Annotated in this window: 22 protein-coding genes; 14 read left to right on the top strand and 8 right to left on the bottom strand. The window is 73.9% G+C overall.

The features are described 5' to 3' along the window. The first annotated feature begins 30 nt into the window (after positions 1-30). Both HTZ77_RS31795 and HTZ77_RS31790 read left to right on the top strand, forming a co-directional pair. Positions 31-780, top strand: coding sequence for a phosphatase PAP2 family protein (locus tag HTZ77_RS31795; RefSeq protein ID WP_175593416.1), 750 nt, complete (start codon positions 31-33; stop codon positions 778-780). Next, on the top strand, positions 764-1,471 hold the full coding sequence (locus HTZ77_RS31790) for a phosphatase PAP2 family protein (protein WP_175593415.1): 708 nt from the start codon (positions 764-766) through the stop codon (positions 1,469-1,471). The genes HTZ77_RS31795 and HTZ77_RS31790 overlap by 17 nt, the downstream gene beginning before the upstream one ends. Here the strand turns inward: HTZ77_RS31790 and HTZ77_RS31785 are convergent. From HTZ77_RS31785 to HTZ77_RS31775, 3 genes are all read right to left on the bottom strand, one after another. Further along, a complete protein-coding gene (locus tag HTZ77_RS31785; protein WP_175593414.1) occupies positions 1,450-2,331 on the bottom strand; it encodes a DNA-3-methyladenine glycosylase family protein in 882 nt (293 codons plus the stop codon). The genes HTZ77_RS31790 and HTZ77_RS31785 overlap by 22 nt on opposite strands. Before the next feature lie 76 nt (positions 2,332-2,407). After that, entirely contained in the window at positions 2,408-3,301 is an 894-nt protein-coding gene (locus HTZ77_RS31780) for a diacylglycerol/lipid kinase family protein (RefSeq protein ID WP_175593413.1), read from the bottom strand. A 120-nt stretch (positions 3,302-3,421) separates the two neighbouring features. Further along, positions 3,422-5,467 carry a serine/threonine-protein kinase gene (locus HTZ77_RS31775; protein ID WP_175593412.1) on the bottom strand — a complete coding sequence of 682 codons (2,046 nt, stop codon included), beginning with the start codon at positions 5,465-5,467 and terminating at the stop codon, positions 3,422-3,424. Positions 5,468-5,672: 205 nt separating this feature from the next. On the opposite strand from HTZ77_RS31775, the gene HTZ77_RS31770 reads away from it, so the two are divergent. From HTZ77_RS31770 to HTZ77_RS31750, 5 genes are all read left to right on the top strand, one after another. Beyond that, the gene (locus tag HTZ77_RS31770) at positions 5,673-6,527 is read left to right on the top strand and encodes a hypothetical protein (protein WP_175593411.1); all 855 of its coding nucleotides are present in this window, start codon (positions 5,673-5,675) and stop codon (positions 6,525-6,527) included. Between the two features lie 76 nt (positions 6,528-6,603). Beyond that, entirely contained in the window at positions 6,604-8,112 is a 1,509-nt protein-coding gene (locus HTZ77_RS31765; RefSeq protein WP_328808888.1) for a cobyric acid synthase, read from the top strand. Positions 8,113-8,209: 97 nt separating this feature from the next. Then, positions 8,210-9,121, top strand: a complete 912-nt coding sequence (locus HTZ77_RS31760; protein ID WP_175593409.1) for an ABC transporter ATP-binding protein — start codon at positions 8,210-8,212, stop codon at positions 9,119-9,121. Further along, a complete protein-coding gene (locus HTZ77_RS31755) occupies positions 9,099-9,890 on the top strand; it encodes an ABC transporter permease subunit (RefSeq protein WP_175593408.1) in 792 nt (263 codons plus the stop codon). The genes HTZ77_RS31760 and HTZ77_RS31755 overlap by 23 nt, the downstream gene beginning before the upstream one ends. Beyond that, positions 9,890-10,969 carry a PucR family transcriptional regulator gene (locus HTZ77_RS31750; RefSeq protein ID WP_175593407.1) on the top strand — a complete coding sequence of 360 codons (1,080 nt, stop codon included), beginning with the start codon at positions 9,890-9,892 and terminating at the stop codon, positions 10,967-10,969. Before HTZ77_RS31755 ends, HTZ77_RS31750 begins: the two co-directional genes overlap by 1 nt. A 21-nt stretch (positions 10,970-10,990) precedes the next feature. Here the strand turns inward: HTZ77_RS31750 and HTZ77_RS31745 are convergent, their stop codons facing one another. Then, the gene (locus HTZ77_RS31745) at positions 10,991-11,617 is read right to left on the bottom strand and encodes a LysE family translocator (protein WP_175593406.1); all 627 of its coding nucleotides are present in this window, start codon (positions 11,615-11,617) and stop codon (positions 10,991-10,993) included. A 90-nt stretch (positions 11,618-11,707) separates the two neighbouring features. On the opposite strand from HTZ77_RS31745, the gene HTZ77_RS31740 reads away from it, so the two are divergent. Next, positions 11,708-12,919, top strand: a complete 1,212-nt coding sequence (locus tag HTZ77_RS31740) for a low temperature requirement protein A (RefSeq protein ID WP_175593405.1) — start codon at positions 11,708-11,710, stop codon at positions 12,917-12,919. A gap of 4 nt (positions 12,920-12,923) precedes the next feature. On the opposite strand, the gene HTZ77_RS31735 is transcribed toward HTZ77_RS31740, so the two are convergent. After that, positions 12,924-13,871: a quinone oxidoreductase family protein gene (locus HTZ77_RS31735; protein ID WP_175593404.1), complete on the bottom strand. Its 948-nt coding sequence runs from the start codon at positions 13,869-13,871 to the stop codon at positions 12,924-12,926. Between the two features lie 222 nt (positions 13,872-14,093). On the opposite strand from HTZ77_RS31735, the gene HTZ77_RS31730 reads away from it, so the two are divergent. Genes HTZ77_RS31730 through HTZ77_RS31705 form a run of 6 tightly spaced genes read left to right on the top strand, consistent with a single transcriptional unit; the run spans position 14,094 to position 19,585 of the window. Further along, positions 14,094-15,761: an ATP-binding protein gene (locus tag HTZ77_RS31730; protein WP_175593403.1), complete on the top strand. Its 1,668-nt coding sequence runs from the start codon at positions 14,094-14,096 to the stop codon at positions 15,759-15,761. A 7-nt stretch (positions 15,762-15,768) separates the two neighbouring features. Beyond that, entirely contained in the window at positions 15,769-16,224 is a 456-nt protein-coding gene (locus tag HTZ77_RS31725) for a roadblock/LC7 domain-containing protein (protein WP_175593402.1), read from the top strand. Beyond that, positions 16,221-16,571 (top strand): DUF742 domain-containing protein, encoded by a 351-nt coding sequence (locus HTZ77_RS31720; protein ID WP_175593401.1) that lies wholly within the window; start codon positions 16,221-16,223, stop codon positions 16,569-16,571. The genes HTZ77_RS31725 and HTZ77_RS31720 overlap by 4 nt, the downstream gene beginning before the upstream one ends. After that, the gene (locus HTZ77_RS31715) at positions 16,552-17,130 is read left to right on the top strand and encodes a GTP-binding protein (protein ID WP_328808886.1); all 579 of its coding nucleotides are present in this window, start codon (positions 16,552-16,554) and stop codon (positions 17,128-17,130) included. The genes HTZ77_RS31720 and HTZ77_RS31715 overlap by 20 nt, the downstream gene beginning before the upstream one ends. Beyond that, complete coding sequence (locus HTZ77_RS31710; RefSeq protein WP_205304023.1) at positions 17,127-18,452, top strand: cytochrome P450 family protein; 1,326 nt, start codon at positions 17,127-17,129, stop codon at positions 18,450-18,452. The genes HTZ77_RS31715 and HTZ77_RS31710 overlap by 4 nt, the downstream gene beginning before the upstream one ends. Further along, the gene (locus HTZ77_RS31705; RefSeq protein ID WP_175593400.1) at positions 18,356-19,585 is read left to right on the top strand and encodes a cytochrome P450 family protein; all 1,230 of its coding nucleotides are present in this window, start codon (positions 18,356-18,358) and stop codon (positions 19,583-19,585) included. Before HTZ77_RS31710 ends, HTZ77_RS31705 begins: the two co-directional genes overlap by 97 nt. 504 nt (positions 19,586-20,089) lie before the next feature. Here the strand turns inward: HTZ77_RS31705 and HTZ77_RS31700 are convergent. The 3 genes from HTZ77_RS31700 to HTZ77_RS31690 form a co-directional block, all read right to left on the bottom strand. After that, complete coding sequence (locus HTZ77_RS31700) at positions 20,090-21,331, bottom strand: IS256 family transposase (RefSeq protein ID WP_175593399.1); 1,242 nt, start codon at positions 21,329-21,331, stop codon at positions 20,090-20,092. Between the two features lie 259 nt (positions 21,332-21,590). Further along, a complete protein-coding gene (locus HTZ77_RS31695; protein ID WP_235995498.1) occupies positions 21,591-22,652 on the bottom strand; it encodes a Vgb family protein in 1,062 nt (353 codons plus the stop codon). After that, the gene (locus tag HTZ77_RS31690; RefSeq protein WP_328808885.1) at positions 22,643-24,346 is read right to left on the bottom strand and encodes an ABC-F family ATP-binding cassette domain-containing protein; all 1,704 of its coding nucleotides are present in this window, start codon (positions 24,344-24,346) and stop codon (positions 22,643-22,645) included. The genes HTZ77_RS31695 and HTZ77_RS31690 overlap by 10 nt, the downstream gene beginning before the upstream one ends. Between the last annotated feature and the right edge of the window lie 69 nt (positions 24,347-24,415).

The raw sequence follows: 24,415 nt of genomic DNA, 5'->3' as shown, positions 1-24,415 counted from the left end.
GCCCACGCGCATCGGAGGAGGGCCGCGACCATGGGACGTCGACAGCGGAGGGCTCGCGTCGAGGGTGACCGTCGTCTGGGGCTGCGCCTGACGGTGGCCAGCCTCGCGGTGGCGCTCATCATGATCCCGTTCAGCCTGCTGCTCGTCGTGGCCAAGATGCCGATCAACGGGCTGGACGCGGGGGTCGCCGAGCGGCTGCACGCGTACGCGCTCGCCCATCCCGGCGTGACCCGGGTGCTCATCGTGTGGACGGACCTGTTCGGGCCGTGGCCGTGGCGGATCGCGGTGATCGCGTACGCCGCCTGGCTGCTGTACAAGGGAGCGCCGCGGCTGGCCGTCTGGGCGGTCACCACCGTGACCGTGGGCGGGCTGCTCGGCCTCGCGCTGAAGATCGTCGTCGCGCGGGCCCGGCCGCACCTGCCCGACCCCGTCGCGCTGGCGCCGGGCGACTCCTTCCCGTCGGGCCACGCGGTCAACGTGACGCTCGGCGCGGGGGTGGTCGTCCTGCTGCTCCTGCCCCACCTGCCCCGCTGGGGGAAGGCGGTGGCCTGGGCGGTCGCCTGGTTCCTCGTGCTGTCGGTCGGCTACACCAGGATCGCGCTCGGCGTGCACTGGGTGAGCGACGTGGTCGCCGGGATCGTGCTGGGCGCCGCGGTGGTCGCCGCCACCGCCGCGGGATTCGAGACGTGGCGGCGTGAGCAGGGCCGCAGACCCGCCTCGCCGCTGACCGAAGGAGTGGACCCCGAACCGGTGAAGGTGAGCCATGTCCAGAAGCACTGAGCACGTGAAGTACTACGCCCTGACGATCTTACTGCCGCTGGTCCTCATGGCCGGCGTGACGTACGGCGTGGGCGAGTTGATCCTCGCCTGGCCCACCGGCGAGGCCGGGGTCAGCCGGGCGCTGGCCGCCGACCGCACCTCGCTGTGGAACACGCTCACCGACTTCGGCAGCAGCCTGTCGGACACGCCGTACATCGTGGCGCTCACCGCGATCGCCGCGATCGCCTTCCGGCTGGCGTACGGGCGCTGGCGCGAGTCGGTCTTCCTGATCGTGGCCGTCTGGAGCCAGTCGCTGGTCTTCCTGGCCGTCACCGAGGTGGTCGGGCGGCACCGGCCGCCGGTGGAGCACCTCGACCCGGCCCCGCCGACCTCCAGTTTCCCCTCCGGGCACGTCAGCGCGGCCGTCGCGTTCTACTGCGGGTTCGCGCTCGTTCTGACCACGCACCTCCGCAACCGGGCGCTCCAGGTGGTGGTCTGGACGCTGGGGATCGCCGCCCCGCTCGCCGTCGCCTTCTCCCGGCTGTACCGCGGCATGCACTTCCTCACCGACATCACCTGGGGGCTGCTGCTCGGCGTCGTCTGCGTCGTGGTGGCCGCCCGCGCGATCCTCCGCCGGCGCGAGGGGCGGGCCGTGGCGCGCGACTCCCGGCCGAGGGTCCGGCCAGGAGCTCAGTCGTCCATGACGCCGTAGGTGGAGGCCCGGAACGCGAAGGAGGCCCAGGAACGGTAGGGCCGCCACGCCTCGGCCAGCCTCCGGTACGCGGACGGGGGCGCGTTCTCCGGCAGGCCGTACGCCTCGCGCAGGATCGCGAACAGGCGCGGCTCGTCGCCCGGGAACGCGTCGGGCGCGCCCGCCCCGCGGATCAGGATCAGGCCGGCCGAGAACGGCCCCACGCCGGGCAGGGCGCGCAACTCGGCCAGGGCCTCCTCCGGGGCGAGCGAGCGCAGGTGCTCGGTGGTCAGGACGCCGTCGAGCGCCGCCCGGGCCAGCCCGCGCACCCACTCCTCCTTCTGTGCGGGCAGGCCGAGGCCGTCGGCGTCCACCAGCGACAGGGGCGGCGGGAACGCCGTGTACGCCCGGCCGTCCACGGTGACCGCTGCGCCGTACCGCTCGGCGACGCGCTGCTTGATCCGGGACGCGATCAGCATGGACGAGCGCTGCACGATCACCGCCCAGCACGCCGCCTCCCACGGGCTCCAGAAGCAGACCGGCCGCAGGCCGGGGCGGCGGCGCTGGAGGTCGCCGAGCACCGGGTCGGCCTCGCCGACCTCGGCGAACCCGGCGCCGTCCACGTCGAGCGACAGGATGCGCGCCACCTCACGCCGGATGGCCGGGCCCGCGGCCCGCGTCGTGGTGACGGCGACCCCGCCCGGCGCGCCCGTCACGCTCACGCCGATCGGCAGCCAGTCGGCCTCCGCGCAGTAGGCGAAGCGCAGCGTCCGCCCGTCGGAGGGCAGCGCGCTGGTGGCCGGCCAGTCCTCGACGAAACGCAGCGAGGCGGCGAAGTCGAACGGGCCCTCGGCGGTGAGCCCGAAACCGTGCGTGGTCATGCGCGCATGCTACGAGGCCCGGCGGACCTCTCCGGACCGCACGGTTTCAGGCGGTACGACTTCAGGTGGTGCGGTTTCAGGTGGTGCGGCGGGGCAGGGTCAGGCGCCAGGCGTGGGGGAGGACGGTCCAGGTGCGGGCGGGGTACGGGCCGGTCAGCTCGCCGTCGGCGTTGACGTGCACCGCGGGCCCGGACAGGCGCACGCCGCGGCCCCGGACCGTCACCACGTCCGTCCGCCGGGTGTGCCGGCCGAGCTTCAGCAGCAGGCCGTAGCACAGGCGGCGCAGCGGGCCGGTGGCGAAGGACACCATCACGTCGGCGAGCCGGTCGTCGGGCCTGGCGCCGGGTGTGACGGGGGTGCCGCCGCCGATGGTGCGGCCGTTGCCGATGCCGACCATGAGCACGCGGCGGCGCCCGTCCGCGACGACCTGGCCGTCCACCTCCACCCGCAGCGGCGCGCCGCGCGTGCGCACGCCGGCGATCACGCTGCCGGCGGCGTAGGCGAAGCGGCGCAGGAACGGCTTGAGTGGCCGGGCCGTCCGGGCCGCCTCGACCCCGACCCCGGCGTGCACGGCGTTGACCACGATGCCGCCGTCGTCGTCGCGCAGCAGGTCCAGCGGGTGCGGCTCCCCGGTGGCCGCCACCCGGGCCGCCTCCACGGGATCGAGCGGCAGCCCGACTCCCCGGGCCAGGTCGTTGCCGGTCCCCAGCGGGACCAGCCCGACCGTGCGGGACCCCAGCTCGCCGCGCTCGGCCAGCGCCGCCACCAGGCAGTGCAGGGACCCGTCGCCGCCGAGCACCACCGGGTCGCGTCCCGGATGCTCACCCAGAAGGGCGGCCAGCTCGGACGGGTCCTTGATCCGGGCCTCCACGGTGTCGGCGTGCCCGGCCAGCTCGGACAGGACCCGCGACAGCACGTCGTCGTCCGTGCCCCCGGCGGAGGAGTTGACGATGGCCACCAGTCGGCGCACGAGTGCTCCTTTCGTCACCCGCGCCCGTCTACCCCGATCCGGCCGTGTGAGTCGGGGTCTCGTCCGCCGCGTCTCGGCCGGCCTCGGAGACGCGCTTCCCGCCGGCGGCCCTGACGCCGGTCAGGCGGGGCCGATGTTCCAGGTGCGGAGCGTGCGGTCCTCGGTGACGCCCGCCACGACCGGCAGGCCCGCGGTCTCCGACAGGGTGGCGGTGCGGATCGCGCCGCCGGGCCCCGGCCCGAGGGTGCCGACGACGTCGCCGTCGTCCAGGTTCCAGACCCGTACGAGGACGTTCTCGCCCGCCGCGTGGTGCACGGCGACCGCGATGGGCGCCTCGCCGGTGCGGCCCGTGGCGAGCGCGGTCACGCCCCGGTCGTCCGGGCTGCTCGCGCTGAACTTCCACTTCTCGCGGCGCTTGCCGGTCGCCAGGTCGTACACGCGCAGGGTGGCGTCCAGGTGCGTGGAGACCAGGACGGCCCTGCCGCCGATCTCGGCGCAGGCCAGCCGCTCGACGCCGCCGATGTCCCCGGTGCCGAACGTGCGCGTCACCTTGCCGTCCGGCAGCCGCCGCACCTGGATCCGGTTGTGACCGTCGCCCGTGACCAGCACGTCCTTCCCGTCGAGCGTGCCGAAGGCCAGCCCGCTGACGCCCTGGAAGTGGTCGGTGACCGCGGGGCCGATCTGCTTGCCGGTGGCGACGTCCCACAGCCGTACGACGCTGTGGAGGTCGCGGAGGCTGTCGTACTTCTGCGACACCGCGATCACCCGGCCGCCGGTGACCGCGACGCCGATGATCGGGTCGGGGGCGCGGTGCGTGGCCAGGCTCTCGCCCGTCGTGCTCCACAACCGCATCCGGCCGTCGCCGTGGCCGGAGGCCACCACGGGCGCGCCGTCGCGCTCGCCGCACGCCACGGCGGTCACCGAGGCGCCGCCGTCGCCGAGGCGGGTGGCGGCGGGCTGCCCGGTGGTCCGGGCGAGCACGGTCCCGTTGTCGGTGCCGCAGGCGACGAGCGGGCCGGAGGCGGCGAGCACGGTGGCGGCGCCCCAGTCGCGGGTGAGCGGGACCGGCTCGGTCAGCGGCGTGCCGAACGGCTGCTTCGTGGGCGTCGCGGACGGGCCGGCCGTCCCGGTGGGGGCGGGGGAGCGGTCGTCACTCACCGGGCGGACGGGCTCGTCGCGGCCGCCGAGGAGGGCGAACGCGGAGACCGCCGCGGCGGCCGTGACCGCGGCGCCGCCGATCAGGGCCCGCCGGCTGAACGTCCTGGGCCGGCTCGGCGAGGTCGGCGCCTCCCGGATGTCCGCAGGCGGGGGAACGGGGTTGCCCGCGGGAGAGGATGCGGCGGCGTGCGGCGCCGCCGGCCCCGTACGGCCGATCAGCCGTTGCAGCAGGGCGGCGGGCGTGGGCCGGGCGGCGGGGTCCTTGGCCAGGCACTCCTGGATCGGTCCCACCAGGTGCGGCGGCACGCCGGTCAGGTCGGGCGTCCCGCTCAGGACCTGGTTGAGGATGGCCGGCACCGTCTCCCCGCGGAACGGCGCACGCCCGGTGGCGGCGAACACCATCGTGCCCGCCCACGCGAAGACGTCCGACGCCGGCCCGACCCGCTCGCCCCTGAACTGCTCGGGCGACATGTACGCCGGGGTGCCGACGGGCCCGGAGGCCATGGTGGTCGCGTCGAGGGCCTTGGCGATGCCGAAGTCGATGACGATCGGGCCCTCGGGACCCATGAGCACGTTGCCCGGCTTGAAGTCGCGGTGCACGATGCCGGCCTCGTGGATGGCGGCCAGCGCGGTCAGCGTCGAGATGGCGAGCCGGTCGAGCACGCCCGCGGTCCGCGGTCCCCGCTCGCGGACGACCGCGTGCAGGGTGTCGCCGGCGACGTACTCGCTCACGATGTACGGCCGGCCGTCCACCGTCCCGACGTCGAGCACGGCCGCCGTGCAGAAGGCCGCCACCCGGCGCGCCGCCTCCACCTCGTGCAGGAATCCCTTCGTGACGTCGGCGTCCTGGCTGAGGTGGCTGTGGACGACCTTGACCGCGACGTCGCCGCCGCCGTCGCGCACGCCCTTGTAGACGATGCCCTGGCCGCCCGAGCCGAGCACGCCGACGATGCGGTACGGGCCGATCCACTCGGGATCGCCCGGCCGGAGCGGGCGTGAAGCCGGCATCCCGCTCCCTTCCCGTCCCCGGATGTGCGCGGCCCTGTGCGGGCGATCCACACCCTAGGGCCGCGCGCCCTTCCCCCGGAAGCCGGGGCCGCCGGGCCGATCACCACCCCCAGGTGGGCGCCACGTTCCCGCATGAGGCAATATGGGGAGAACGTGACCGGACGGCGCCCCTCCCCGCGCCCACCTCGACCCCGGCTCCCACCCCATGCCTCACGACTTCACGCATCACCGTCCCGCGTCGCCGGCTCTCGCCCGCGACGACCTCGCGCACCGCCATCCCGCGTCGCCGGCACTGACCCGCGACGACCCCATGGCCCTGCCCCTCACCTATCCCGGCCTGCTCCCGCAGGGGCCGGGCGTGCTGGCCGGACACCGCTTCCTGCCGCTGGCCGGACACGACGGCGACTGGCACGTGGAGGGCTCGCCCATCGACACGTGGCTGACCGCCCGCGGGGCCGCGCCGATGCGGGCCCGGCACGCCGTGGTCGCCGTGGGGTCCAACGCCGCTCCGGCCCAGCTCCACCGCAAGTTCACGCGCCACCGGGTGCCCACGGTGGCGCCGCTCACCCGGGTGAGGGTACGCGGCCTCGCTCCGGGCGTATCCGCGCACATCAGCAGGTACGGGTACATCCCAGCCGCCCCGGTGGCCGCGCCCGGCGTGTCCGAGCTGTTCGTGTCCTGGGTGGACGACAGGCAGCTCGCCGCGCTCGACCGGACCGAGCCCAACTACCGGCGGCGCGTGCTCGATCCCGGCGCTCACCCCGTGTCCTTCGACGGGCCGGCCGCCCGCCTGGAGGGGGCCGGGGCGGTCGCCTGTCACGTGTACGAGGGCCTGCACGGCTGTCTCGCGGACGAGGCGGGGCGGCCCATGCGCCTGGCGCCGCAGCGGCGGCTGATCGGCGCGCTGCTCGACGCGTCGGCCGAGCTGGCGCGGGTGTGCGGCGGCACGCCGGAGGAGTTCGTGGCCCGGGTGCGCGACCCCCGGGTCCGCGACACCGCGCAGAGGCTGCTGCGCGGTGGACGGTGCGTCACGGGCCCGGCGGCCCGCGCCGCCGCCTGACACCGCTGGGCGCGTTCTCGCGAGCCGGGCCCCCTCCCTCCTCCTGGTGAATGGGAAGATGTGGGAGGATCCGGGCGTGCGAAGCGTGCGGGCGGTCAGGGGTGCGCTGCTCGTGGCGGGGACCACCTCCGACGCGGGCAAGAGTGTGGTCACCGCCGGAATCTGCAGGTGGCTGGCCCGTCAGGGGGTCCGCGTGGCGCCGTTCAAGGCGCAGAACATGTCCCTCAACTCGTACGTCACGACCGACGGCGCCGAGATCGGGCGGGCCCAGGCGATGCAGGCGCAGGCGGCCGGCATCGAGCCTGACGCGGACATGAACCCCGTCCTGCTCAAGCCGGGCAGCGACCGGCGCAGCCAGGTCGTGCTGCTCGGCCGGCCCGTCGCCGACGTGGACGCGATGGAGTACGGACGGGTGCGCGACATGCTGCGCGCCACCGCGCTGCGCTCGCTCGACCGGCTGAGGAGCCGGTACGACGTGGTGATCTGCGAGGGCGCCGGCAGCCCGGCCGAGATCAACCTGCGCCGCGGCGACCTGGCGAACATGGGTCTCGCCCGGGCCGCCGGCCTGCCCGTGGTCGTGGTGGGCGACATCGACCGGGGCGGGGTGTTCGCCGCGTTCTACGGCACGGTCGGGCTGCTGGAAGCGGCCGACCAGGCGCTGGTGGCCGGGTTCGTGGTCAACAAGTTCCGCGGCGCGCCCGAGCTGCTGCGGCCCGGGCTCGACCAGCTCCGCGGGCTGACCGGCCGCGAGGTGTACGGGGTGCTGCCGTGGGCGGACGGCCTGTGGCTGGACGTCGAGGACTCCCTGGCCCTGGACGCGCGCCCGGCCGCGACCCGCGAGCCGTACGGGCGGCAGACGTTGCGCGTGGCCGTGGTCCGCCTGCCCCGGATGTCGAACTTCACCGACGTCGACGCGCTGGCGGCCGAGCCGGGCGTGGTGGTGCGGTTCGTCACGGCCGCGGCCGACCTCGACGACGCCGACCTGGTGGTGCTGCCCGGCTCGCGGGCCACCGTGGACGACCTCGCCTGGCTGCGCCGCACCGGCCTGGCCGCGGCGCTGCCGGCGCGCAAGGGGCCGATCCTCGGCGTCTGCGGCGGCTTCCAGATGCTCGGCCGGGAGATCGTGGACGAGGTCGAGTCGGGCGCCGGGCGGGTGGACGGGCTCGGGCTGCTGCCCGCGCGGTTCGCGTTCGCCGCGGACAAGGTGCTCGGCCGGCCCTCCGGCCACGCCTACGGCGAGTCCGTCTCCGCGTACGAGATCCATCACGGGGTGGCGACGGTGGACGGCGGCGAGCCGTTCCTGGACGGCTGCCGCGTCGCGAACGTCTGGGGCACCACCTGGCACGGCGCGCTGGAGAACGACGGCTTCCGCCGCGCCTTCCTCGCGGACGTGGCCCGCGAGGCGGGCCGCGACTTCACACCCGCCCCCGGCACGGACTTCGCCCGGCTGCGCGAGGAGCGCCTCGACGCGCTGGGCGACCTCGTCGAGCGGCATCTCGACACGGACGCGCTGCTGCGCCTCATCGAGCACGGCCCGCCCGAGCTGCCCTTCCTCCCGCCGGGCGCGCCCGACCCCGTGCCGTAACCCCTCCGGTGGTTGCCGGGGGCCGGAAAGGAGCCGCGCGGCCGCTTGCCGGGTTCGCGCCCTGACGCCGCCCCGCCCCCGCCGTCACCATGGCGGCATGACGGCAGTGGTGCGGGCCGAAGGGCTCAGCAAGTACTACGGCAGGCGCCGTGGCCTGGAGGATCTCACGCTGGACATCCAGCCGGGAGAGGTCTTCGGGTACCTCGGGCCGAACGGCGCGGGAAAGACGACCACGATCAGGCTCCTCATGGACCTGATCCGGCCCACCGGCGGCCGGGTGCGCGTGCTCGGCGCGCCTCCCGGCGAGGCCGCGATCCGGGCGCGGATCGGCTACCTGCCCGGGGACCTGGTGCTGGAGGGCCGCGAACGGGCCCGCGACTACCTGGCGTTCCTGGGCAGGATGCGGGGCGGCGTGCCGCCGGGCCGGGTCGCCGAGCTGGCCGAGCGGCTCGACGCGGACCTGTCGGTGCCGATGCGCAAGCTCTCCAAGGGCAACCGGCAGAAGATCGGGCTGATCCAGGCGTTCATGCACGAGCCGGAGTTCCTGATCCTGGACGAGCCGACGTCGGGGCTCGACCCGCTGGTGCAGCAGGAGTTCCTGGCCATGGTGCGCGAGGTGCGCGCCTCCGGCCGCACGGTGCTCATGTCCTCGCACGTTCTGGCCGAGGTGGAGCACGTCTCCGACCGGGTCGGCATCGTGCGCTCCGGGCGCCTGGTCGCCGTGGAGAACGTGGCCGCGCTGCGGGAGAAGGCCGTGCGCCGGGTGGAGCTGCACTTCGACGGGCCCGTGCCGCGCGAGGCGTTCGAGGGGCTGCCGGGCGTGCGCGACCTGCGCGTGGAGGGGGCCGGCGTGCGCTGCACGATCGACGGCCGCCCGGACGCGCTCATCAAGGCAGCCGCCCGCTTCACCGTCGTCCACCTCGTCAGCGCCGAGCCGGACCTGGAGGAGATCTTCCTCACCTACTACAGCGAGGAGGGCGCACACCATGATCACCAAGTACCTGCGTGACAATCTGCGGGCCCTGGCGGGCTGGACGATCGGCCTCGGCGCGTTCCTGACGATGTACCTCGGCATCTACGCGAGCATCAAGGACGACCCGGCGACCTACAGCGCCCAGGCCATGGCCAAGTACCCCGGCGCGCTGAAGGACCTCATGGGCGGCCTGCAGGACATCGGCACCGGCACCGGCTACCTCCAGACGGTCGTCTACCAGCTCATCGTCCCGATGCTGTTCGTCGTCTGCGCGATGATCCTGGCCAACCGGGCGATCGCCGGGCCCGAGGAGGCCGGCACGCTGGAGCTCGTCGTCACCCTGCCGGTGGAGCGCGGGCGGGTGGTGCTGGCGCGGTTCGCGGGGCTGGCGCTCGGCCTGCTCGCCGTGGCCGCCGTCACCTTCGTGATCGTGTGGACGATGACCCGGCAGGTCGGCATCGACACCCCCTTCGGCCGGCTCCTGGCCGCACACATCGGCCTCTACCTGCTCGCCCTGTTCTTCGGCACGCTGACGCTCGCGGTGGGCGCCGCCACCGGGCGCAAGGCCGCCGCCTCGGCCGTGCTCGGCGTGTGGGCCGCGCTCGGCTACATGGTCGTCACCGTCGGCCGCGGCGTGGACGCCGTCTCCTGGCTGCGGTGGGTCTCGCCGTTCCACTACTACGCCGACGGCAGGCCCCTCTACGAGGGGCTGCCGGCCGGGGACTACCTTGTGCTGGCGGGGGCGACGGCCGTGCTCGCCCTCACCGCGGTCCTCACCTTCGACAGGCGCGACGTAGGAGTGTGATGGCAGTCTCCCGGGTGCCCGCCGACCTGCTCGGCGGGCACTTACAGGTGCTCGCCCGGGCTGCGGAGACCGGGCGCCTGCCGGAGCGGGCCGACCTGGACGCCTACCACGAGGCCGGGTCCCGCGCCGCGCGGCTGGGCGTCCCGCTCCGCGACCTGGTGGACGCGGCCCTCGCGGCGGCCGAGCGCCGGCCCGCCGGGAACGCCGCGAACGCCGGGAACAGCGGGAAGGCGGTAGGCGCCGCGAACGCCGCGCGCGGCCCCGCCGTCCTCGCCGCGCTGCGCCGGGCCGTGTCGGCCCTCATGGAGGGGTACGAGCAGGCCCAGCACGCCGCGATCCGCGAGGAGGAGGCGGCGCGCCGCGCGTTCGTGGACGACCTGCTCCTCGGCAGGGCCGAGCGCCTGGCCGAGCGCGCCGAGCACTTCGGGCTGCGGCTGGCCGAGTCGTACGTCGTGGCCGTGGCCCGCGGGCTGGAGGACGGCGGGCAGGACCGCATCGAGCGTGACCTCGTCGCCCGTTTCGGCTCGCACAACGTGCTGGTGGCCGTGCGCGACGGGCTGCTCGTCTGCGTCGCCCCCGCCACGCTGACGGCGGCGGTGGGGGAGTTCGCCCACCACGTGCGCAGCCGCTTCGCCCCGGGCTGGCGGGTCGGGGTCGGCCGCCCGCAGCGCGGCCCGGGCGGCGTGGTCACCTCGTACCGCGAGGCCGCCTCCGCCCTCGACCTCGCCGACCGGCTCGGGCTCACGATCGACGTGGTCAGGGCCGCCGACCTGCTCGTCTTCCCCGTCCTGCTGCGCGACCGGGCGGCGATGGAGGACCTCGTGACGAGCGTGCTGAGCCCCCTGCTGACCGCCCGCGGCGGCCACGGGCCCCTGCTGGAGACGCTGGAGGCGGTCTTCGCCGCGCAGGGCAACCAGACGGCCGCCGCGCGCCGGCTGGGCGTCAGCACCCGTGCCGTCACCTACCGCCTCGAACGGGTGCGCCGCCTGACCGGTTTCTCCCCGGACGACCCCACCCAGCGCTTCACGCTGGAGACGGCCGTCCTGGGCGCCCGCCTGCTGGAGTGGCCATGGGACTGAACAGACTGAACAGGCTGTCCGTCATCTCTCGACGGCCAGGCGCAGGCCGAAGCCCACGATGACCACGCCCGTGACCCGGTCGAGCACCCGCCTGACCCGCTCGGTGCGCAGCACCCCGCTCATCAGCGTCGCGAACCCGATGAGCACGGTGCTCCACACCAGGCCCTCGGCCGCGTGCACGCCGGCCAGCAGCAGGCCCATGACGGCGTGCGGGGCGTCGTCGGGGATGAACTGCGGCAGCATCGCCACGTAGAAGGCGCCCACCTTGGGGTTGAGCAGGTTCGTGACCAGCCCGCGCCGGAACCCGATGCGGAAGCGCGTCTCCCGCCGTTCCTCCGCCTCGGGCGCCGCTCCCGCCGCCCCCTTCGTGAGCAGCATGCGCGCCCCCATCCACAGCAGGTACGCGGCCCCGGCCCAGCGCAGCACGTCGTACGCGAGCTGGGAGGCCGCGAGCAGCGCGGACAGCCCGGCCGCGGTGAGCAGGCCCCAGAGCAGCGTGCCGAGCTGGATGCCCAGCACGACGCCCCAGGCCGGGCGGCGTCCGGCCATGACGGAGGTACGCAGGATGAGCGCCGTGTCGAGGCCCGGCGTCACCGTGAGCAGGGCGACGACCAAGGCGAACGAGACGACGGAGGCACCGATCTCCATGGTGCCGAACCCTACCGAAACCCTCCCGAATGGAGCGGATCACCCTCCCTCTGCCGCATGTGGGGCGAAGGCGATCTATTCTCATGTGCCGTGAGTGAAGCGGGAGAGCGCCACGCGAGCTGGCTTGAACTGTTCTTCGACCTGGTCGTGGTGGTGGCGGTGGCCCAGCTCGCGCACCGGCTCCAGCACCCGACCTGGGAGAACGTCGCCCTGTTCGCGGTGCTCTATTACGCGGTGTGGAGCATCTGGACGTCGCTGACCCTGTACGCCAACGTCCGGGCGGAGCAGACGCACACACGCAGCATGCTCATCGGCATGTTCGGCATCGCCGTCATGGCGGCCGCCGCGCCCGACGTCGCGCACGAGATCACCGGGGTCGGCACCCACGACGGCTGGTTCATCGCCGCCTACATCACCTGCCGCATCAGCGCCTCCCAGTCGCTGCAGGCCGCCGGCACGGTCATGACGGCCTGGCCGGCGGCCCAGCTCGGCGCCGGGCTGGCGCCGTGGTTCGCCTCCATCTGGATGGAGCCGCCGGGCCGCTACGTCATGTGGGGGCTCGGCGTCGTGCTGGACGTGGGCTTCTCGGTGCTGCAGAGCCGCAGGCCGGAGAAGTTCATCGACGAGATGCGGCGGCAGGCCGAGCGCCTGGAACAGCGGGAGCGGCGCAGGCTGCTCAACGGCCGCTCCGCGCACGTGGTCAGGACCGCCGTCCCGGCCGTCCTCGACCCCGCCCACCTGGGCGAGCGGCTCGGCCTCTTCGTGATCATCGTGCTGGGCGAGGCGGTCATGCAGGTCGTCGTGGCCGCCTCCGGTCACGACTGGGGGCTGCCGCTCGGGCTCGCGGCCGTGGCCGGGTTCGGGCTGATCGTCTCCCTGTGGTGGCTCACGCTCCACTACGGCCTGAGCGCCGTCCCCGGGGCCAGCGAAGGCGGGCTCAAGTCGTACATCGCGCTGCCCGCGCACTTCGCCATGACGGCGGGCATCACCGCGACCGCCGCCGGCATGGGCGTGGTGGCCGCCGCGCCCGAGGAGCACCTGCACGGCGGCACCGGCTGGGTCATGGGCGGCGGGCTGGCCGTCTACTTCGCGGCCTCCGCCGTGCTCGGCGTGGCGGCGCGGGCCGGGCGCGTGTGGATCTGGGTCTGGGCGCTGCCCTCCGTCGTGCTGCCGCTGGCCGTGGCGGTGGTCTCGGGACTCCTGCCGGGGTGGGGCGTGGTGGCGCTGCTGCTCCTCGTCGCCCTGTGGCGCGTGACCTACCGCCCCCGCGGCGGCGCCGTGGAGGCGGCCTCGCCGGCCTGACCCGCTACGGGATCAGCAGCAGCTTGCCCGTGGTGCGGCGGGCCGTCAGGTCCTCGTGGGCCCGGCCCGCCTCCGCCAGCGGGTAGCGCGCGGAGACGTTGACGCGCAGCCGTCCCGTGCGGATCCACTCGAACAGGTCGGAGGCGCGCTGGAGCAGCTCCTCCCGCTCGGCGATGTAGTGGACCAGGGTCGGGCGGGTCAGGAAGAGGGAGCCGTTCCTCGACAGGACCTGCGGGTCCAGGGGCGGGACCGGGCCGCTGGCCGCGCCGTACAGGGCCATGAGGCCGCGCGGGCGCAGCGCCTTCAGCCCGCCCTCGAACGTCGTGGCGCCCACGCCGTCGTAGACCACGTGCATCCGGCCGCTCAGCGCCTCGGCGAAGTCGTCGTAGCGCAGCACCTCGTCGGCCCCCGCCTCGCGGGCCAGCTTCTCCTTCTCCGGCGTGGACACGGTGCCGTACACCTTGGCGCCCCTCAGCTTGGCGAGCTGCGTGAGGAGCTGCCCCATGCCGCCGGCCGCGGCGTGGACGAGCACCTCGTCGCCCTCGCGCACCGCGTACGTCGAGTGGGTGAGGTAGTGGGCCGTCATGCCCTGGAGCATCGCGGCGGCGGCCAGCTCGGCGCTCACGCCCTCGGGCACCGGCACCACCCGGCCGGCCGGCACCACGGCCTTCTCGGCGTAGCTGCCGAGCACGCTCGCCCACGCCACCGTGTCGCCCACGGCGACGTCGCGCACGCCCTGGCCGACGGCGGACACGACGCCCGCGCCCTCGGAGCCGATCGTCGTGGGCAGCTCCAGCGGGTACGCCCCGGAGCGGTGGTAGACGTCGATGTAGTTGACCCCGCTCGCCGCGACGTCGACCACCACCTCGCCCTCGCCCGGCTCGGGGTCGGGGCGTTCGACGTATTCGAGAACCTCTGGCCCGCCGTTGGCGGAGATGACTATGGCTCGCATGCTCCTAGTCAACCTCGGAGTCCGGCGCCCGATTCCACCGGGCGGCACCAGCGGCTCCGACCTGGTGATCTTCCTCGGGCCCTTACAGACAGTTGACTAATGTGACTAAAACGGAATACTGGGACACCTGATGCGACCGCTGCTGACGGGCGCAGCGACGGCTTCCTCCGTGCTGCCCGCCGTCCCGCAGGGTGTTCCCCTCCCCCCGACCCCAGGATTCTCATGCCGCAAGCCTCCCTCGTCCTCGCGACGGTGATCGGCGTCGCCGTGCTCGCCGTCGCGGGCATCCTCTTCGTCCATCTCCGCGTACGGCGTGACCTCGCCCAGGCCCGCGCGCAGCTCGCCCAGGCGCGGCAGGCCCAGGAGCACCTGTCCCGCGAGACCAACGCGAGGGACCAGCGGCTGAGGGAGGCCGAGCGGCAGATCCACGAGGCGGCGGAGCGGCAGGTGCTGGAGGCGGCCGAGACCGTCCGCGAGGCCCGCGGCCACTACGAGCAGATGTGCGCCGAGACCGCGTACCTGCTCGACAAGCGGATCCCCGCGCTGACGTCGCACCTGCGCTCCCCGCACGTCGTCGTGCCCGGCCTGCGCGACGCGACGCTGGCGGGCACCGACGTGGACCGGCTCCACCGCGGCATCCTCGACGCGCTCGCCCGCGCCATCCGCGAGGAGGGGGAGCGCGTCGACGAGGCGGCCCAGGCGGTCGTGCGGGGCGCGATGTCCCGCGTGCAGACCCAGGCGCTGCGCGCCCAGGACCTGCTCGCCGACGTGCAGCGCCGCTACAGCGGCGACGAGCACACCGCGCTGCTGCGCGAGGTGCTGGGCCTCGACATGTTCAACGAACTGGTCATCCGGCGCGTCCAGGCGACCGGCATCGCCTGCGGCGCCACACCCGGCCTGTCGCGCGACGACACCTACCTCGTGGACCTGGTGGTGGGCGCCATCTCGCGCGTGGAGAACTTCGAGCAGCGCGTCGAGGGCCCGGCCAACCACCTGCGCCGCCGGATCGGCGTGGCCGCCCGCGCCGCCGAGCCGATCCTGTTCGTCACCTCCGAGCTGCTGGCCAACGCGGTCCACCACTCGCACGGCACGCTCAAGGTGTCCATCGCCGTGCACGAGACCAACACCGGCGCGGCCATCGTCATCGACGACGCCGGGGTCGGGCTGAACGAGGAGCAGTTCGCCCGCGCCACCCGCCTGCTGAGCGGCACCCAGCCCGTGCGGCTGGTGGACCTGGGCAACCCGCCGCACACCGGCTGGGCCGCGATCGGCCGGCAGGTCGCGCACTACGGCATGCAGGTCACGGTCAAGAAGAGCGCGTTCGGCGGGGTCCAGGCGGTGGTGGGCATCCCCAACGGGCTGCTGGTGGAGATGCCCGAGCACAGCCGGCCCTCGGTGCTGGCGCCCGAGCCGGTCAGGGCCGTCGCCGCCACCTCGCTCCGCCGGGAGCCCGCCACGTCGCTGCGCCAGGAGCCCGCCGCGGCGCCGTCCCGGGCCGCCGCTCCGGACACCCAGCCGGTGTCCGCCCAGCTCGCGGGCGCCGCACCGGCCACGGGCGCCGGTTCGGTGGGAGGCGCCGGTTCGGTGGGAGGCGCCGGTTCGGTGGGAGGCGCCGGTTCGGTCGCGGGCTCCGATGAGCAGGCTCGGCCGGAGAGCGCGGAACCGCTCCCCGGGCTGCCTCAGCGCCGCCGTCAGGCGCCCCGCGACACCCCCGCCCGCGCCGGCCGCCCGGCCGCCGGACACCCCGGCACCGCGGACCGTGCCGCCGGACACGCGCTCACCACCCCCGAGGAGGCGCAGAGGCGGTGGGGAGACTTCCAGACCGGCGCCGAAGCGGGCCGCCGCGAGGCGATCCCGTCCCAGCCGCACGACATCACCGAAGGGAACTGACCACCCCATGGACGCCCACTCCGCAGCCACCACCGCGCAGACCAGGGGCCGCCCGCTCTCGCTCGACGTGTCCTGGGTGCTGGCGCCGCTGCTGGCGCTGCCCGGCGTCGCGAGCGGCGTGGTGCTGAGCCGTGACGGGCTCATCCTCGGCGGTTCCGCCGGCCTGTCCGTCGAGGCGGGGGAGCGCTCCGCCGCGATGACCAGCTCCGTGCTGGGAGCCGCGCGCGCCCTGTGCGCCGGCCTCGGCGGCGCCGCCGACGGCGAGGTGGTCGACATCGTCATCTCCACGGGCGCCGGCTACACCTACATCGCCCCGGCCGGCGAGCGGGCCGCCATCGTCGTGTCCGCCTCCGGAGCGGTGAACATCGGCTCCCTGGCGTACGAGGTGCAGCTCCAGGTGCAGAAACTGATCAAGGCCCTCGACGAGGCCAGCGCGGCCAGGACGCCGGGCGTCCGCGCATGAGCTCCGGACGGCAACGGCGGCGTGTCGTCCCGGACTACATGGCCGCCGCCAGGGTGAGCGTCCCCGAGCACATCAGCGTCGAGCGGACCACTCTCGTCTACGTCGCCCCGGACGTGGTCGCCGACGGGCTCGACCCGCCGGCCTCCCACCTGCTGACCCTGCTGGAAGAGGGGCCGCTGTCGGTGTACGAGTGCGCGGCGCACCTCGGCCTGCCGTACTGCGTGGTGCGGCTGCTGGTCGCCGGGCTGGCGGCCGGCGGAACCCTGCTGACCCGCGACCCGCCTCCCGCGGACCTGCCCGACCTGGAGATCTTGGAGTTGGTGATCAGTGGCCTCCGCGCGCTCTGACGGCCGCATCAGCGCCGACCACGTACCGGTCAAGCTGGTCATCGCCGGCCCGTTCGGAGTGGGCAAGACGACCATCGTCAACGCCCTGTCGGAGATCGAGCCGCTCAACACCGAGGAAGTGCTGACGCAGGCCGGCACGCTGGTCGACGACCTCACCGGCGTGAACGAGAAGACCACCACCACGACCGCGATCGACTTCGGCCGCCTCACGCTGCCCGGCGTGGTGCTCTACCTGTTCGGGGCGCCCGGCCAGACCCGGTTCCAGGTGCTGTGGGACGAGCTGGTCCGCGGCGCCCTCGGGGTGCTGGTGCTGGCCGACACGCGCCGCATCGACGACAGCTTCGCCGTCCTGGACCTCGTGGAGAACGCCGGGATCCGCTACGCCGTGGCCGTCAACCACTTCCCCGACTCGCCCCAGTACCCGCCCGACGCCCTGCGCCAGGCGCTGGACCTCGACCCGCGCACGCCGTTGCTGGTGTGCGACGCACGCGACCCCGTGTCCGCCCGCGCGTCCCTGATCGCGCTGGTGGAGCACATCAGAGAACTGGTTCTGTCATGACGACGCGCTACATCCCCGACGCCGGCCGCCTGTACGGGCCGGAGTTCGCCCGTGACCCGCAGGCGGTCTACGCGGAGCTGCGCCGGCGCTACGGCCCGGTCGCCCCCGTCGAGATCGCGCCCGGCATCGCGGCGCACCTCGTGCTCGGCTACCAGGCCGCCGTGGACGTGCTCACCGACGCGGGCGGGGCGTGGAGCAAGGACTCCCGCGACTGGATGGCCACCCTGCCCGAGACCCCCGAGGCGGCCGGCGCGGTCGGCATGCTCGGCTACCGGTCCAACGCGCTGTTCGCCGACGGGGCCGAGCACGCCCGCTACCGCAAGGCGATCATCGACTGCTTCGGCATGGTCCAGCCGCACAAGCTGCGCCAGCTCGTGATCGAGGTGTCCGACTCGCTCATCGCCCGCTTCGCCGCGAACGGCGAGGCCGACCTGGCCGGCGACTTCGCCCGGCCCATCCCGCTGAAGATCTTCAACCGGCTCTTCGGCCGTCCCGACTCCGACAGCGACGCCCTGATCAGCGCCCTGTCGGACCTGATGGAGGCCGACGGCGAGGCCGGCGCGCGCGGGCTGGACGCCTTCAGCCGCTACCTCGGCGAGCTGGTCGCGGCCAAGTACGCCGAGCGGGGCGACGACCTCACCTCCTGGCTGATCGACCACCCCGCCGGGCTGAGCCAGGAGGAGCTCATCTGGCAGCTCGTCCTGGTGGTGGCCGCCAGCTACGAGCCCACGGCCAGCCTCATCTCCAACGCCGTCTCCCGGATGGTCAGCGACGACCGCTACTACTCCTCGCTCACCAACGGGGCCCTCAGCACGTACGACGCCCTCCTGGAGGCGCTGCGCGCCGAGCCGGCCATGGCCAACTACGGCCCCTACTTCGTGCGGCAGCCCCTGCACTTCCACGGCACCTGGATCCGCCCGGCCGAGCTGGTCCTCGTCTCCTACGCCGGGGCCAACACCGAGCCGACGAACCTGCCCGACGAGCTGCGCTCCGACGGCGGCGCCTACCTCGGGTTCGGGGCGGGCCCGCACCGCTGTCCCGTGAGCGACCCGGCCATGCTCATCGCGATGACCGCGATCGAACGCCTGACCTCTCACCTGTGCGACCTGGAGCTGACCGTGCCCCGCGAGGAGCTGTCCTGGCGGCCCGGCCCGTTCCACCGGTCGCTGGCGCACCTTCCGGTGCGCTTCACCCCCATCCGTCCTGACCAGCCTGGAGAATCCCCTTGGGCAGCGCAGCCCCCGTCGTCCTCGATCCCTTCGGCCGAGACCTTCCCGGCGAGGTCCGCAGGTTACGTGACCTCGGCCCCCTGGTCCTCGTAGAGCTTCCCGGAGGGATCCCCGCCTGGGCCGTCACCCGCCACGACCTGCTCAAGGACCTGATCCTCAACCCCCTGGTCAGCAAGGACAAGCGGCACTGGCGGCTGCTGCCCCAGGCCGCCGCCGAGCCCGCCTGGACCTGGGTCATGACCTGGATCGGCGTGTCCAACATGCTGAGCGCCTACGGCGAGGAGCACCGGCGGCTGCGCAAGCTCATCGCCCCCAGCTTCACCGCGCGCCGCACCAAGGCGATGCAGCCGATCGTCGAGGAGATCGTCGCCGAGCTGCTGGACGCCATGGCCGCCCTGCCGCCGGGCCAGGCCGTGGACCTGCGCACCGCCTACGCCCACCCGCTGCCGATGCGGGTGATCTGCGAGCTGTTCGGCGTCCCCGCGCACATGCGGGAGGAGATGGCCCGCATGATGGAGGCCATCATGGACACCACCGCCACCCCGGAGCAGGCGGCGGCCACGGCGGCCCAGATCGGCACGGTCCTGCCCGCCCTGGTGGCCTACAAGCGCGAGCACCCCGGTGACGACCTCACCACGGAGCTGATCAACGTCCGTGACGGGGATGGCGGCGGCGCGTCACTGAGCGACGACGAGCTGCGCGACACCCTGCTGCTGCTCATCGCCGCCGGGCACGAGACCACGGTCAACCTGATCGGCAACGCGGTGCACGCCCTGCTCACCCACCCCGACCAGCTCCGGCGGACGCTCGCGGGGGAGATCGGCTGGGAGGCGGTGATCGAGGAGACCCTGCGCTGGGCCCCGTCCATCGCCAACCTGCCGCTGCGCTTCGCCATCGAGGCCATCGACGTGGACGGCGTGCGGATCGAGGCGGGCGACGCGATCATCACCACCTACCTCGCCGCCGGGCACGACCCGGACCAGCACGGACCGGACGCGGACCGCTTCGACGCCGCCCAGCACCGGGACGAGCATCTCGCGTTCGGGATCGGCGTGCACCGCTGCATCGGCGCCCCGCTGGCCCGCCAGGAGGCGCTGGCGGCGCTGCCCGCGCTGTTCGCCCGTTTCCCCGATCTGCGTCTCGCGGTGGAGGGGGACCGGCTCGCGCACGTGCCGTCCTTCATCGCCCACGGCTGGAACGAACTCCCCGTCCACCTGCACCGCTGACCCTCTGCCGGTCGGGCGTCGCCTGGCCTCTGCCGGTCGGGCGTCGCCGTACGTCTGGTGCTCGCCGCTTCCCGAAGCGCCGAACGGGTGAAGCGCCCGGTTGCGGGAGCCTTCCTCGTAGGCGAAGTCCTCGCTGCGGTGAAGGCTCCCCGTCCGTGAAGTGGTGCGCCTCGGGTCACCCAGCCCGCGTGCCGCTGCCCCGGACGCGAGGCCGGCGTGACCTACAGGCGCGCACGGTGCCGCACGGCGCGGCGTCGCACAGGCGCGGTGCGGCGTCGCACGGGTGCCGGATGGCGCGGGGTCCCACAGGTACCGGACGGTACGCCGTCGCAGGGGCGCAGTGAGGTGTGGCGTCGCACGGGTGTTGTACGGTCCGGGGGCGCGCGGGTGCTGGACGGTGCGCCGTCGCAGGGGCGCGGTGCGGTGCGGCGTCGCGCGGGTGCCGGGGTCACGTCCACGGACGTGGTGTATGAATCGATCTTCGCGTGATCCTGTTTCTGCAGGTTAAGCGGTAAGTGTCTGCGGGAGTGGATTCTGTGTGGGTGTGTCGCCGGGCAGCACCCGAAGGCGGGCCTTGGCGAGGGATTCCAGGCCCATATAGCGGCGGGCTTCGACCCACTCGTCGGTCTGCTCGGCCAGCACCGCCCCAACGAGGCGGATGATGGCCGGCCGGTCGGGGAAGATCCCGACCACGTCGGTGCGGCGGCGGATCTCCTTGTTCAGCCGCTCCTGCGGGTTGTTCGACCAGACCTGGGTCCAGATCTCTCGGGGGAAGGCGGCAAAGGCGATCAGCTCGTCACAGGCGGCGTCCAGATGCTCGGCCGCGGCCGGATGCTTGGCCTCCAACGTTTGGACGACCCAGGCGTGCTGAGCTTTGACGGCGGCCGCGTCGGGCTGGTCGAAGATGGTGCGCACCAAGGTGGCGACGAACGGCTGCGCCGTCTTGGGCACGACGGTGAGCAGGTTGCGCAGGTAGTGGGTGCGGCAGCGCTGCCAAGACGCGCCGGCCAAGGTGGCGCCGATGGCCGCGACCAGGCCGGTGTGGGCGTCGGAGATGACCAGCTGGACGCCGGACAGGCCGCGAGCGAGAAGGCCGCGCAGGAACGCCAGCCGGCCTGCGCCGTCCTCGGCGGAGGTGACCTCCAGGCCGAGAATCTCACGCCGGCCGTCGGCGTTGACCGCGGTGGCCACCAGCACATGGACGTTGATGATCCGCCCGCCCTCACGCACCTTCTGCGTCAGCGCGTCCAGCCAGACGAAGGTGTAGGGGCCGTTGTCGAGCGTCCGCGTGCGGAAGGCTTCGACCTGCTCATCCAGGATCTTGGCCATCTGCGAGACCTGGCTTTTGGAGATGTTCTTGATGCCGAGCTGCTCGATCAGCTTGTCTACCCGCCTGGTCGACACGCCCAGCAGGTACGAGGTGGCGACCACGCTGATCAGCGCCTGCTCGGCCCGCCGCCTGCGTTCCAGCAGCCAGTCGGGGAAGTAGGAGCCCTGACGCAGCTTGGGGATCGCCAGCTCGACCGTGCCGGCGCGGGTATCCCATTCCCGCGCCCGATAGCCGTTGCGGCTGTTGGTCCGCTCCCGGTTGCGCTCGCCGTAAGCGGCTCCGCACAAGCTGTCGGCCTCGGCCGACATCAAGGCCTCGGCCATGGTCTTGACCATGGATCGCAACACGTCGGGGTTGCTTGTCTCGATCTGCTTCGCCAGCCAGTGTCCAGCCGTCACACTGTTGTCTACGGCCATCGCCCTCTCCTTTGATCTCGGATAGCACTCAAAGGATCACGCGATGGCCGTCCCTATTTCACGGCCGCCACACTTGTGATCAGGTCAAACTCGTACACCACTTCCATGGACGCAACCGGTGCCGGATGGCGCGGGGTCCCACAGGTACCGGACGGTACGCCGTCGCAGGGCGCAGTGTGGTGCGGCGTTGCGCGGGTGCCGCAGGGTGCGGCGTCGCATGGGTGTTGGACAGGTCGGCTGTCACGCTGCGCCCGAGGCGTCAGGGGAGCTCGACCCGGGCGAGGGCGCCCGCTTCCAGGGCCACCCAGATGGCGCCGTCGGGCCCGACCGTCAGGCCGTGCGGCTCGGCACGGACGCCACCGGCATCCGGCCCGGCACCCGCCTGCCCGCCCGTATCCTCCGCCGAGGACCCGGAGGACCCGGAGGACCCGGAGGACCCGGAGGACCCGGAGGACCCGGAGGACCCGGAGGACCCGGAGGACGACGAGGCCGCTGGGGACGGCGCCGAAGAGGGCGAAGGCGAGGAGGGCGAGGAGGGCGAGGGCGAGGAGGGCGGCAGGGGCGGCAGGGCGTACTCGTCCACCTTGCCCTCCGGGATGATGCGGCCGAGGCGGTCGGCGGCCCACTCGGTGAACCACAGTGCCCCGTCGGGCCCCGAGACGATGGCGTGCGGACGGCAGGCGCGGTCGGGCAGCGGGAACTCCGTGACCTCGCCCGCCACCGTGATGCGCCCGATCTGCCCGGCGCCGATCTCCACGAACCACAGCGCCCCGTCCGGCCCCGCCGTGATGCCCACGGGCGCGGCTCCGGGCGTGGGCAGCCGGTGGATCGTCATCTCCCCGTCGAGCGCGACCCGGCCGATGGCGTCGCCCTGGTTGAGCGTGAACCACATGGCGTCGTCCGGCCCGGCGGTGACGGCCGAGGGCATGCCGCCCTTCACCGGCACGTCGAACTCGGTCATCGTGCCGTCACCGGCGATCCGCCCGACGCGGTCGGCCTGCAGCCGGGTGAACCACATCGCCCCGTCCGGCCCGGCCGCGATGCCGTACGGCGCGCCGGCCGCGAAGGACGTCACCTCGCCCGTCTCCGTGACCCGCCCGACCCGGCCGCCCTGGAACTCGGTGAACCACATCGCCCCGTCGGCGCCCGGTGTTATCACGGTCGGTCCGCCGTCGGCCGGGTCGAGCTGGTGGACGACCGGCTCCTCGCCGGGCACGAGCCTGCCCACCATCCCCTGATGGACCAGCGTGAACCACAGCGCCCCGCCCGGGCCGGTCGCGACGCCGTAGGGGGAGCCCTGCGGGATCATGGTCAGTGACATACGTGTCCTCCTGAGACTTCCAGCCGCGCGCCCCGGAATCGCCGCCGGAGGGCGCGGTCGTGCGTGACCACCACGAGGGTGCCCGCGAAGTGGTCGAGTGCCTGCTCCAGCTCCTCGGCGAGGTCCGGGGACAGGTGGTTGGTCGGCTCGTCCAGCAGCAGCACGTCGTGCTCCTCGGCGAGCAGCCGGGCCAGCGCCAGTCTGCGCCGCTGGCCCACCGACAGGGCGCCCACCCTGAGGTCGAGCGTCTCGGCCCGGAACAGGCCGGTGGCGAGCAGCGCGGCCCGCCGCTCGCCGGGACGGCCGTGGCCGTACGCCTCCAGCACCGGCAGGGACGGGTCGAAGCACGTCTCCTGGGCGAGGTGGCCCACCCGGCCACGGGCCCGCTCGGCGATGGCCCCCAGCAGGGTGGACTTGCCCGCGCCGTTGTGCCCGTGCACGAGCAGCCGGTCGCCGGACCGGATGACCAGCGACTCGACGCACAGCCGGTCGGCGACGCGGACGTCGCGCAACTCGGCCACCGCCGCACGTGCGGGTGCATGGGTGACAGGCGCAGGGGGAGGGCTCTGCGGCCCGGTGGTGCCGGAAGAAGTGGGTCCCGGCGCGGTGTCCTGCCGAGAGGTTGCGTCTTCCGAGGCGGTGGCGGGCTCGGGGGAGGGGGTGGTGAAGGCGCCGTGGAAGCGGAGCGGGTCGGGCGGCCGGGACACCGGGTCGGCCTCCAGGCGGCGCAGGCGTTCGTGGGCGTTGCGGACGCGGCCGGCGATCGAGCTCTGGACGCGGCCGGCGTTGCGGTCGTAGGCCATCTTGTTGTTGTCGCGCATGACGCGGCCGACGGCCACGCGGTGGGCGGTCGTCGCGGCGTGCTCGCGCACCTGGCGGACCTCCTCGCGCCAGGCGGTGTACGCCTGCTCCCAGCGGGCCCTGGCCCCGGCCTTGGCGGCCAGGAAGCCGGTGTAGCCCCCGCCGAAGCGGGTGACGTCGCCGCCCTCGACCTCGATCACGGCCGTGACCACCCGGTCGAGGAAGATCCGGTCGTGCGACACGATCACCACCGTGCCCGGGTAGCCGCTCAGCCGCTCCTCCAGCCAGCCGAGCGCGGACTCGTCGAGATGGTTGGTGGGCTCGTCCAGCAGCAGCGTCGCGGGGGCGGCGGCCAGCACGCACGCCAGGCCGAGCCGGGCCTGCTCGCCTCCCGACAGGCTCTCCAGGGTGCGGTCACGGTCGCTCGGCATGGGGTTCGGGCCGTCGGTCTCCTCCCGGTCCCGCCTCTCCCGGCCGGAGCCCGGGGCGAGGTGGGGGAGGCCGAGGGCGTGCAGGGACCTGTCGACCCGGGCGTCGGCCTTGTAGCCGCCCCGCGCCTCGAACTCCGTGAGCAGCTCGCCGTACTCCTCCAGCAGGGCCTCGTGGCCCGAGGCGGGGTCGGCGGCCAGGGCGGCCTCGATCTCGCGCAGGCGGCGCTCGATCGCCCGGATCCCGGCCAGCGCGGCGTCGATCGCCTGCCGCACCGTGAGATGCGGCGGCAGGCCGAGCGTCTGGCCGAGCGTCTGGCCGAGGTGCCCGATCTCGCCTGTCACGACGACCTCGCCGGAGTCGGGCCGCTCGGCGCCGGCCAGGAGCCGGAGCAGCGTGGACTTGCCCGAGCCGTTCTCGCCCACGATGCCCAGGCGCTCGCCCGGCCGGACGGACATGGACACGCCGGACAGAACCCTGCGGTGTCCGTAGGACTTGGTGATGTCTCGCAGCAGGATGGTCAGGATGGAGCT

This window comes from Nonomuraea montanisoli, from assembly GCF_013363975.1.
Classification (GTDB): domain Bacteria; phylum Actinomycetota; class Actinomycetes; order Streptosporangiales; family Streptosporangiaceae; genus Nonomuraea; species Nonomuraea montanisoli.
Note: the sequence above shows the minus strand (reverse complement) of the source record. Positions and strands in the feature narration are given on the sequence as shown.